Genomic DNA, 13629 nt, shown 5'->3' on the forward strand with positions numbered 1-13629 from the left:
TCAGGCCGCTGTAATGATAGATGCCGTTATACACACTAAAGCCACCAATAGTGCCAGTGGTATCAACGATAGAGCTATAGCTGCTACCAGTAAGGTTTGATCCTCGAGCAATACTAAAGATAGCATCTGGTGTAAAGCTGGCATTACCGAGGATGTGTAATTGACCATAGCTTAGGCCATTAATGCCAACACTGTAGTTACCTGACTGAGCATAGTTACCAGTAATGATTGGGGTGTAAGTGCTAGCAGCAACAATGAGGTTACCGGCGTTGGTCAGGGTACCCGTATTGACATTGACGTTGTTGTTTAAGGTTAAGGCGCCGGTGTTACTAATATTGACTGCGCCTACTGCAATGTCTCCGCCACTACTAAAGTTACCTAATACATTGACGGCACTTGAAGATGAGCCAGTGATGTTGCCGGCTACTACGGCATTAGAACCAGACAGGTTTAAGGTATTGATACCTATATTGGCTGCGCCTATTAAGGTACCAGAGTTATTTACCGCTAATCCACTTGCTGTATTTTGCAAGTTCAATGAGTACGTATTACCAGCAATGGTGCCAGTGTTGTTGATGGTGCCTAGGATAGTGGAGTTGGAGGAGAGTCTGATGCCGGTGCCAACGCCAGAGATGGTAGCGCCAGCATTGTTCAGGATATTGCCAGCTAGGGTGCTGTTATCACCAATGATGATGCCGGTCTGTTGATCGCCCAAGCCACCTGAGATTAGACCACTGTTATTAATGCTACCAGTTAGAGTAGATCGGCTGTAGATGCTAATACCAGTACCAACACCCATGATGGAGCCGCTAGCATTATTAATGATATCGCCAGTCAATAAGCCACTGCTATAGAGCTGGATACCATGACCGTATGAGCTACCACTACCATCGCCCATACCAGTAATCAAGCCGCTATTATTTATATTGCCAAGGATGGTGGAGGTGTTAGTGATCTTGACACCTTCAAAGCCACTAATCACACCCGCAGCGCTATTGATCAGATCACCCACTAAAGTGGAGTTGCTATTGAATGCAATAGCAGAGCTACCGATAGTATTGCTAGATAAAATTAGGCCAGAGTTGGTGAGGCCTCCCATTAAGGTGCCATAGTTTCTTGCAGAAATACCAGCATTAGAGCCAGAAATTAATCCAGCATTAGTAATGCCGTCTGGAATATTGCCATTATTTGAAGCAAGGATGCCGTACTCTCCACCAGAAATAGTTCCCGTTAGATCATTAATAATGCCACCGTGAATATACGCTCTTGATAGAGAAGCTATGCCAGCGATAGATCCTGTAATTAATCCGCTGTTCCTAATGCCTGCATTCATTACAGAATCAGAGGCTGCGAATATTCCGTATTGACCGCCTAAAATCGTGCCGCCGTTAGCATTAAAAATGACTTGATCAATGCTAGAGTTACCACCAAGCCCTAGTCCGGCTATTGATCCAGAGATCAATCCAGCATTAGTAATGCCGTTCATATGGGATGCGCCGTCTACATATACGCCATAACTATCACCAGCTAAGGTGCCCTCTGATGAGTTGGCGAGTAGACTTAACTGATAGGAATTAGAAAGATGTAAAGCGGCATATCCTCCATAGATAAGGCCGCTATTACTAATAGAAATATCGGTACCACGGGCTGCAAATTTAATGCCTGTAACGCCCCCTGAAATGGTGCCACCTACGCTATTAACAATATCCCCTAATAAATGGATTGGGTTGTCTAGCGTAATACCTACATTAGCTCCCGAAATCAGCCCGCTATTAGTAATGCCATTAACAATAGTGCCACCATCACCCACATAAATGGCTGTAGCACCCAAAATTGATCCGGCATTCAATATTGATCCGAGAGTTGCATTACCTTGGACGGCAATACCGTATTGACCACCAGCGATGGTGCCAACTTGTGAACCACTTAAGCTTTGGTTATTGATAGAGTCGATGAAAGAGTTGTTGTTAATAAAAATTCCAGAAGCACTACTACCAGAAATTAAACCAGTATTAGTAATTCCGTCAGCGATTAAGGAGCCAGCGTTTGCAAAAATCCCTATGCTGCCGCCAATAATTGAACCTGTATTGGTAATGCCGCCAAGAATTGTTCCGGCTGCAGTAGAGGGACCACTACTCGTTGCAAGAATGCCAGCAAATGTAGAGCCTATAATCTGCCCTGCATTACTAATACCTCCAGCAATCGTAGATGCTGACCAAACTGAAATACCTACACCATTACCCAGAACCGTTCCGCCACTCAAATTAGAAATACCCGAGGTGATGGTAGAGCCAGGCTCACCCCAAACATCGATAGCCGACCATACAGTTGCCTGAATTAATCCACTATTAGTAATGCCATTAGCTAATAGCGCTCCGTGCCCTAAATCAATTCCCCTGTAAGGACCGATAATAGAACCGACATTGGTGATACCACCCAATAGAGTTGAAGATTTAAGAGAAATAGCTTTAGAGCCGCCAAAAATCGTTCCGGCATTATTAATAGAGCCAATGCTTCCACCGCTTTGAACTGCAATACCGTATTGACCACCAGCAATGGTGCCTACTTGTGAACCACTTAAGCTTTGGTTGTTGATGGAGTCGATGTAACCATTGTTAATAGCTAGAACACCAGAGGAAGATGCTCCGTTAATTAAACCCGAGTTAGAAATACCGCCAATAACAGTTGAGCTAGCATAAGCTAAAACTCCATTTGAGTTACCGATTATTAAACCACTATTAGTAATACCCCCAACAATACTAGCTGCACTACCAACAGCGATACCAGCGGCATTCATCATGCCGCTGCCATAGATCAATCCTGAGTTAGTAATGCCATTGGTAAGTTGACTACCACGCACTACCTGTATTGCAGTGCCCCCCAAAATACTTCCCGCATTCAAAATGGATCCAATAGTTCCACCGCTTTGAACTGCAATACCGTATTGACCACCAGCAATGGTGCCTACTTGTGAACCACTTAAGCTTTGGTTGTTGATGGAGTCGATGTAACCATTGTTAATAGCTAGAACACCAGAGGAAGATGCTCCGTTAATTAAACCCGAGTTAGAAATACCGCCTGATACGATGCCTGCCCCCACAAAGATTGCACCCATAGGGAACGGTCCACCCTGACTAGTTACTATGGTGCCAGTATTGGTGATGCCACCTAAAACATTGCCCCCATCAAAAACATCTACACCATAATTTGCCGCAAGGATAGTTCCTGTATTAAAAATCCCTCCGGCTACTGTGGCGCCACTATTTACCACTACACCAGCCCAGCCTTGACTAGCAATCAAGCCAGTATTAGTTAGGCCACCTGTTAAGCGGCTAGAGCTTGAAATTAGTAAACCTGCAGAAACACCCAAAATACTTCCCGCATTGGTAATACCCCTCGTTACAACCCCACCACTTTGGATGGCAATACCGTATTGACCACCAGCGATGGTGCTGCCTGCTAAGTTTTGGATGCCAGCGCCATAAAGGCCGCCTAAGGTGCCGCCTAAAGTACTGTTATTACCAATCAGTATTCCGGCATACGATGTGCCTACTAAGGTACCGCTATTGGTAATACCACCATCAATTGAGCCACCAGAGTTAATGTAAATACCGTAGGAGTTACCACCTACGCTCACACCGGAGTTAATGAGGACACCATTGTGGTAACTAGCAAAGCCCACATCACCGGTATAAGTAGAGGTGTTAAAGACGAGCTGACCGTAGCCGGTGGTAGTGCCATAAATTAAATCAAGTTCATTAGGGGCAATATCACCAGTGACTGAGTAAGCGGTTGTTAAGCCGCTGTAATGGTAGATGCCGTTATACGCACTAAAGCCACCAATAGTGCCAGTGGCATCTAAGATAGAACCATAAGTGCCGGTTGTTACTACCGATCCTGGGGTAATGCCAAAGCTATAGCCTGAAGTAAAGTTTGCATCACCGATGATGTGCAGCTGACCATAGTTAGTTGGACCAGTAATACCGACACTATATTTACCTGACTGGGCATAGTTACCAGTAATGATTGGAGTAATGCCAGCAGTAACAATGAGGTTACCGGCGTTGGTCAGGGTACCCGTATTGACATTGACGTTGTTGTTTAAGGTTAAGGCGCCGGTGTTACTAATATTGACTGCGCCTACTGCAATGTCTCCACCACTACTAAAGTTACCTAATACATTGACGGCACTTGAAGATGAGCCAGTGATGCTGCCGGCTACTACGGCATTAGAACCAGACAGGTTTAAGGTATTGATACCTATATTGGCTGCGCCTATTAAGGTGCCAGAGTTATTTACCACCAATCCACTTGCTGTATTTTGCAAGTTCAATGAGTACGTATTACCAGCAATGGTGCCAGTGTTGTTGATGGTACCTAGGATAGTGGAGTTGGAGGAGAGTGCAATACCAGTGTTGGCGCCAGAGATGAGGCCGGCGTTCGTGATACCGTTAGAGATATTACTGCCGTACCCAATTAAAATACCGTTATTGCCACCCAATATGCTGCCGCTATTACTAATGGCTCCAGCAAGTACGCTACTCTGAATATGAATGCCATCACCTCCACCTGAGATGGTGGCGCCTGATCTATTAGTGATATCGCCAATCACAGTTGAGCTGTTAACCAAATTAATACCGTAACTATGATCTGATATCAAGGCATTGGCATCGTTATAGATTCCACCATCAACATAAGAGTGCTCTAATCTAATACCTGATGCATCGTCAACGGTTCCTACCCCTATTAATGTGCCTGAGTTGTAAATAGCAGCAATGCCATCACTAGATTTGGTAATGGTAGTTTTGTATGCATTAATTGCATGATTAGTGCTAACAATGGTTCCTGTGTTGGTAAGACCTCCACTGATAAGATCGCTATCACCCAGATTGATGCCCAATCCTCCTTGACCAATCATGACTCCAGAATTGGTTAGGCCACCTAAAACAGAACCGTTGATCTGTAATGCAGCTGCGCCAATAATGGTGCCCGCATTATTGATCGAGCCCACTACTCCACCGACATTAATACCAGACTGGTAACCGGCAATCGTACCAACTTGTGAACCACTTAAGCTTTGATTATTGATGGAATCCACATAAGAGCCGCCACCAACTAGAATACCGTTATAAGTACCAGCAATAAGGCCTGTATTGGTAATGCCACCAATCACCGTTCCACTATTTAACTTAATTGCTGTGATGCCCGAAATGAGCCCGGCGTTATTGATGCCAACAGTGCCGGAGAGCAAGCCTGAGTTTGTAATACCGTTGGTGATTTGACTGCCAGCCTCCACTTTGATTGCAGTAGCGCCAAGAATAGATCCGGCATTACCGATAGAACCGATCGTTCCACCACTTTGAACTGCAATACCATATTGACCACCAGCGATCGTACCTACTTGAGAACCACTTAAGCTTTGGTTGTTAATAGAGTCGATGTAAGAGTTGTTACCTACTAGGATGCCGTTATAAGTACCAGCAATAAGGCCTGTATTGGTAATGCCACCCACGACGGTTGACTGTGAAACTACTGCAATACCAGCACTTGCACCTACAATCTGGCCAAAATTTGTTATGCCTCCCAGTACCGTGCCACCAGTTGGATAACCACTAGTTTGGCCAACATAAATACCATCTGCACCTTGTATTAATCCAGTATTGGTAATTCCATTGGCTATCAGCCCGCCACCCGCCAAAAAGATAGCGCCTCTATCGGCACTAGGTCCTGTACCACCGCTTGAGATGGTGCCTATATTGGTGATGCCACCTAAAACAGTGCCACCATCAAATATATCTAAGCCATAGCTGCTTGCAAGAATGGTTCCTGTATTAAGAATTCCTCCGGTTGCAGTAGCGCCGTCATTAACAACGATACCTGCCCAGCCATTTATCAAACCAGCATTAGTGATACCGCCTGAAAGTTGACTATTACTTGTAATTAAGATGCCCGCGCTCGTACTTAGAATTAAGCCTGTGTTGGTAATGCCACTGATAATTGCTCCACCAGATGCAGAGGGTCCGGGTGGTCCAATCAATTGAGCGCCTAAATAGATGCCTGCAGATCTGCCTGGCCCCGCATCACCTAGGGAAATAATCGTTCCTGCATTATTGATAGAACCGATCGCTCCACCACTTTGAACTGCAACACCGTATTGACCACCGGTGATGGTGCCCACTTGAGAGCCACTTAAGCTTTGATTATTGATGGTGTCAATATACCCATTATTAATAGCTAGTACACCAGTATCAGTAGTGCCACTAATTAAACCGCTATTAGTAATACCGTTGGTGATTTGACTACCAGTAGCTACCTTGATTGCAGTAGCACCGTAAATTGTTCCCGCGTTGCTAATACCAGTCGACCCATTAATTTGGCCTGTATTACTGATAGAGATACCATAAGCACCACCGGCAATCGTGCCGGTACTTTGATTGATGATGCCATTGAGATTACTGTGGTCAACCAAAATACCTGCCACTGAGCCAGTGATCAAACCTTGGTTGTTGATGTCTTGATATGCATTACTGTTGTTAGCGACGCTAATGCCAAATTGACCACCGGCAATGGTACCTGTGGCGCTGTTGTTAATGTCAGCGTAGTTATAGGATCCGTTATCTAAACCAATACCAGCAATTGATGAACCAAGAATCAACCCGCTATTAAATACTCCGTCATTAATATCTCCACCGGCTGAAGTTCCAACCAAGATACCGTAGTTACCGCCAACAATCGTACCGCTACTGGAATTAGTAATCGAGCGCATAGGATTACTAGATTGCGCAGTAATACCCGCAATGGCGCCCATGATGGTGCCGGCGTTATTGATAGCTACTGACGTACTACCAACAATGCCCGCGTCAGCATCAAGAACACCATAAGACCCACCAGCAATCGTTCCAGAAATAGAATTTGTAATAGCGCCAATAACACCACTGCCCTGTGCAACAATGCCGGCAACGGAGCCGGTAATCAATCCTGCATTAGCAATGCTATCTAGATAGTGAGCGCTGCTGATGCCATAAGCGCCGCCGGTGATCGTGCCAGAATCTAAGTTAGTCACCCCAAAAAAGCGGCCGCCGTCAGCAGTAGCAACACCAGCTGTCGTTCCTGCAATTAAACCGGCATTGATCAAGTTCGCAAATAGACTGTTGACCCCAGTATTAAGAACTCCATATTGCCCACCGGCAATCGTGCCAGAAACAGAATTGGAAATGCTACGGTAAAGATTAACGCCGCTAGTAATAGCAATGCCAGCAACTGAACCAGCAATCAAACCGCTATTGGCGATATCTTGTGTGAGTAATGTCGCAGCTTGATTAAGCAGGACACCATACTGCCCACCAGTAATCGTGCCAGTACTTTGGTTGCTAATACCGCCTAATAGAGTGCCAGAAGAAATGGCAATACCCGCATTGCTGCCTGAGATTAATCCGGTATTGGTGATATTGCCTTGCACTGTTCCGCCAGCAGCAATCTGAATAGCAGTTACACCTGCAATGGTTCCAGCATTACTAATACCGACTGTGCCTGAGATCAATCCAGTATTAGTAATGCCGTTGTTTATTTGACTGCCAGTGCCAACATAGATAGCGGTACCACCCAAAATACTTCCCGCATTGGTAATGCCACTGGTCACTACTCCACCGCTTTGGATGGCAATACCATATTGACCACCAGCGATGGTGCCAACTTGTGAACCACTTAAGCTTTGATTATTGATGGAGTCGATGTAACCGTAACCACCTACTGAGATACCAGCACCAGAAATACCTGCAACCAGACCAGTGTTCGTAATACCGCCTGATATAGAGCCTATACCAGTTGCAAAGTAAGTATTGTGAGGTCCTGCAACTGCCGTCAAACCTGCAACAGTAATGCCATTTTGCGATCCAATGATGGAGCCGCTATTGGTGATGCCTCCAAGTAGGCTTGCATTGCTCGCATTTGCAGAGCCAAAATGCATAAAGCCCGTATCCATATAGAAAGCATTCGCATAACCATTTACCTGAATACCAGTTTGGCCGAAAATTGTGCCACTACTTAAGTTAGTAATGCCCCCCGATAGAGTTTGATTACCATATTGGCCTGCAAGAACAACGCCGCCTAGAGCAGTACCTCCAATTAAGCCTGTATTGGTGATTCCGCCTGAAATGGTGCCACCTGAAACTAAGTCAATGCCAATATTGCCACCTGTAATGGTGCCAGTATTGGTAAGGCCACCAATAATCAACCCCGAGTTATTGACTGAGATACCAACCGTTTTGCCGATAATGGTGCCGTAATTTTGCAAAGGGCCTATATAGCTCGAATTCCCCATCAAAGCCACACCAATGCGCGAGCTTCCACTGATGAGGCCGGTATTAGTAAGTGAGTTAATCTGGCTACCGGAAGCAACAATAATGCCTGCCTCGCTACCCATGATTGATCCACCGGCATTATTGATCGAATTTATAGTGCTGCCGCCAGATAAGCGAATACCGTCACGGCCCGATGTAATCGTTCCACCAACTGAGTTCACAATAGTGTCAACAGTAGCTGACAACAACAAAATACCTGCCTGATATCCGCCGCCAACTGTTGGCCCAGCAATCAAACCAGAGTTAGTAATGCCGCCAAGGAGTGTACCGCCATTAATTTTTAAGGCTGCAGTAAAAGTAGCTGCATGCCCAGCAGGATTTGCGGCAATCGTTCCGGTGTTATTAATGCCGCCAAGGACAGTACTGCCTCCATCAACCAGAATTGCTGTCGCTCCATAGATGTTGCCGGCGTTATTTATTCCAAGAGCACTCCCTGAGATCAATCCAGTATTAGTAATGCCATTTGTAATTTGACTACCAGAAGTGACTTGGATAGCTGTTGCGCCGGAGATTGTGCCAGCGTTAATAAGGAATCCAACGCTACCGTTTGAACCCCCGGTTGATTGAATTCCAACCCCTACTGCATCGCCTCGAATAAATCCTGTATTTGTAAGAGTATCTAAAGGCCCGTTTAAAACTAAAACCCCTAGGGAATTGCCAAGTATCGAACCGGCATTATTAATTAAGCCGAGAGCTCCGCCATTCTGAATGGCAACACCATACTCCCCTCCAGCAATGGTTCCTACTTGGGAGCCACTTATACTTTGATTGAAAATTGAATCGGCGGACTCATTAGAACTAAGAGCGGCAATGCCTCGATGGTGGCCGTAGATAAGACCGCTATTTGATATTCCGTTGGTTATCAAGCTACCAGCTGAAACTGCAATACCTGTACTACCTCGACCAATGATGACTCCAGAATTACTGATGCTACCGATTACTCCAGCACTTTGTATATTGATACCAAATTTTCCACCAGCGATGGTGCCCACTTGACCGCTAATACTTTGGTTATCAATAGAGTCGATTCTTGATTTGAAACCAACTTTAATGCCAGTGTCATCCGAGGAAATTAAATTCGCATTTGTAATTCCGCCATCAATTCGGCTAATACCATCAACACTAATTGCACGCAAACCCCCTGCAATCATTCCCGCATCAGTAATGCCACCAACAATGGTGCTATGGGTTAAGGCGATACCATTACTGGCGCCAATGATTGAACCGCTATTGACAATGCCACCAACTAAAGTACCGCCACCAAATTGAATGGCAGTTGCGCCAAAGATAGTGCCACCCGATACCGATCCAGTAATTAGACCTTGGTTATTGATACCAATGGCGCCATAGATCATGCCATTATTGGTAACACCACCCGCAACTTGACTCCCAGCCTCCACCTTAATAGCAGTAGCACCATAAATAGTTCCGGCATTGCCAATACCAATGTCACCAGTAAGCCGACCGCTATTAATAATGGCAATACCATACTGACTACCAGCTATCGTGCCAGTATTAGAGTTACCAATACTAGTGTTATAGATTGCATCACTTCCATTGGTCGATAGTATTTGGCCGCCATCCACCATCACACCGGCTACTGAGCCCGTGAGTAATCCGCTATTAAGGATGCCGCCTTCCATTGCACCATGTGCATTAGAAATACCATATAGACCGCCAGCAATCGTACCGGTGGTATCGTTATAAATTCCACCGTAGTTAATTAGTCCGCCATTAACACCAATACCTGCTACCGAGCCCGTAAACAAACCTGCATTAGTAATACCGTGATTAACGCCGCCGTTACTCGTAGCCAATAAACCATATTGCCCACCAGCAATCGTACCGGTACTTAGGTTCATAAAGGAAGGATCAACTATGCTAGATGATTGCATAGCAATACCAGCAATCGAACCGGTGATGAGTCCAGCATTAGTAAAGTTAACGATCAAAGCACTATCGCTAGCCAATACACCATAATCGCCACCGGTGATTGTGCCGTTAGTTGCATTACTAATAGCGTACATTTGGCCACCAGCACCAAGAGCTATACCAGCTACTGAACCAGAAACTAGTCCAGAGTTAGTTAATCCTGCCATGCCACCAGAAGCGGTAATACCATAAGCACCGCCAGCAATCGCACCAGTACTTAAATTGGTAATGAGGCCAAAGGTATCGCCTGTAGTGGCGGTAATACCAGCTACTGAACCAGTTATTAAGCCAGCATTATTTACGCCATCATATAAAGCACTAGCATTAGCTATACCGTACTGACCACCAGCAATCGTACCGCTTAAAGAGTTCACGATCATGCCGTAATTAAAAGAAGCACCATCGGCAAAAGTAATACCTGCTACTGAGCCGGTAATCAAGCCACTATTAGCAATATCTTGATTGAGTAACACGCTATTTTGGTTTGCCAAAATACCGTATTGACCACCAGTAATCGTGCCGGTACTTTGGTTATTAATACCGCCTAATAGAGTGCCAGAAGAAATGGCAATACCCGCATTGCCGCCAGAGATGAGTCCGGCGTTGGTAATGCTACCCTGTACTACGCCGCCGCCAGCAATCTGAATAGCAGTTACACCTGCAATGGTTCCAGCATTACTAATAGCGACTGTGCCTGCAATCAATCCAGTATTGGTAATGCCGTTGTTTATTTGACTGCCAGTGCCTACGTAGATAGCGGTAGCACCAAGAATTGTTCCTGCATTATTAATGGAACCCACTACACCACCACTTTGAACCGCAATACCGTATTGACCGCCAGAGATCAAACTATTTGCATCATTAATAATAGCGCCACCTAATGTTGCAGAGTTACCAATATAAATACCCGCATCGGCATTCCCAATAAGCGTACCGCTATTACTAATTGATCCAGAGACCAAACCGCTAGTGAGGTACAGACCATAATGACCACCAACCACAGTAACACCTGAGTTGATGATTGCATCTGTATATGTAGAGCCAGGCAATGCAAAGCCATTCCCAGTCGATGTGTCCGACGCAAATACTAATGTGCTCGATGGTGCTGGGCCTGGGCCTGGTCCCGGATCGTAGTAAAACAAGTCAAGTTCGTTACTATCTGATGGCGATTGAATTACTTCATAGTACGGAGAGATAATGTATGGAGCGGTAAATCCTGTTATGCCTCCAACAGCATACAAAATTGAAGTGTATAGGGGTTGAATATAGGCCGACCCTGGAGTTATCCCAAAACTATAGCCAGGCGTAAAGTTTGCACGGCCCGTGATGCGCAGCTTACCGTATGAACCCAGTCCATCGTCAATACTGATGGTGTAGTTACCCGACTGAGCATAGTTGCCAGTAATGGTTGGGCTGTAAGTACTAGCAGCAACAATGAGGTTACCGGCGTTGGTCAGGGTACCTGTACCAGTATTAACGTTTACGTTGTTGTTTAAGGTTAAGGCGCCGGTGTTACTGATGTTGACTGCGCCTACTGCAATATCTCCGCCACTACTAAAGGTGCCTAATACATTGACGGTACTTGAAGATGAGCCAGTGATGTTGCCGGCTACTACGGCATTAGAACCAGACAGGTTTAAGGTATTGATACCTATATTGGCTGCGCCTATTAAGGTGCCAGAGTTATTTACCACCAATCCACTTGCTGTATTTTGCAAGTTCAATGAGTACGTATTACCAGCAATGGTGCCAGTGTTGTTGATGGTGCCTAGGATGGTGGAGTTGGAGGAGAGTCTGATGCCGGTGTTACCACCAACAATCGTGCCATCATTAATCAGGCTACCAACAAGAGTGCTTCCCTTCTGAATTTGGACGCCTGTAGTACCGCCGTAAATAAATCCACTTGGCGCATTAATAATATCGCCAGTCACTTTGATAGACTGAAGCTGAAGGCCTTGTGAATTTTCACCAATCAAGGATCCAGTGTTGGTGATGGAGTCAACTAAATTATTAGTGCCATCAGTTCCCAACTCTAGAGCTGTGTAGTAGCCAGAAATCATTCCAGTATTAGTGATGCCACCAAGTACTGTTGCACCGGTTAATCGTACGCCGACATAATATCCAATAATGGAGCCATCATTGGCGAACCCACCCGCAACAGTACTTGCTCCACCAACATTAATGCCTGTTAGACCACCATAAATAAAACCAGACTTACTGTTGTAGATTCCGCCAGCAAGAAGACTATTGGTAGATACATTGATGCCATAAGCACCATTGCCTATTATGGTTCCTGAATTATTAATTCCGCCAAGAAGACTTGAGCCGCTTATGACAGAGATACCGGTATTAGAGCCTGCAATTAGACCGCTATTGATAATGCTGCCTGCAATGGTGCTACCAGCCGTGCTACTAGCATCCACCTTGATTGCAGTGCCACCAAGTATTGATCCCGCATTATTAATAGAGCCAATTGTTCCGCCAGTTTGGATAACAATACCGTATAGACGACCAGCAATGGTACCTACCTGTGATCCACTTAAGCTTTGGTTATTGATGGAGCCAATGTAACCGTAATTATTTACGGAGATACCTCCATCACCAGAAGTGCCGGCAATCAAACCAGAGTTTGTAATACCGCCTAGAACCGTGCCACGTTGAACGGCGATACCAGAGGCAGAAGAGCCGACAATCAATCCGGTGTTGCTGATGCTGCCAGTAATCTTGCCGTTAGGTCCAACCGCGATTGCGGTAACACCACTAATGATGGTGCCAGCATTGTTAATGTTGCCACTTAAGGTGGCATTTGAATTAACCTTGATTCCGTTTGCAGGTGAGCCGCCTTCACCGGCAATGGTTCCCATATTGGTAACAGATCCTGCAATATTCAAACTTGGAACATAAAGTGCAGCAGGGCTGGAACTCGTTGAAATGAGATGGCTTGAACTATTAAATACTCCGTCAGCAGTGATGGGTCCTGCAGAGGGGTCAACCACTTGAGGTAAGGCAGCCCCGATACCTCCAGCCATCAACAAAGATCCAACTAAAACTGAACCTACTTGGGTTGATTTACTGCTCGATTTACCTTGTCCATGCGTAATTTCGGAGACGACAACGAGCGCCCCCAATCTTTTGCTCCAGACGATGCGATAAACGCGATTCATTAAGTAGTTTTAGTGTTTGTAAGTCATTGTTTTATATAGAATTTTTTGTTTAAGAAAATAAGAACGAAAAAATCCACACCATATAATAATGGTATTGATACTTTTCGTAAATAATTGATTTTTAAGGAATTTATTGACTTTTATCAAGGATTTGCCCTTGATTTGTTACCCCA

General features: G+C 45.2%; 1 protein-coding gene (running past one end of the window). It reads right to left on the reverse strand.

The features are described from left to right. Positions 1-13456, reverse strand: the 5' portion of a protein-coding gene (locus tag PNUC_RS05725; RefSeq protein WP_011902936.1) for an ESPR-type extended signal peptide-containing protein. Its footprint begins 17834 nt before the window's first position; only the first 13456 of its 31290 coding nucleotides appear in the window; the start codon lies at positions 13454-13456; its stop codon lies off the left edge, out of view. Positions 13457-13629 lie beyond the last annotated feature (173 nt).

This window comes from Polynucleobacter asymbioticus QLW-P1DMWA-1 (genome assembly GCF_000016345.1).
Lineage (GTDB): Bacteria > Pseudomonadota > Gammaproteobacteria > Burkholderiales > Burkholderiaceae > Polynucleobacter > Polynucleobacter asymbioticus.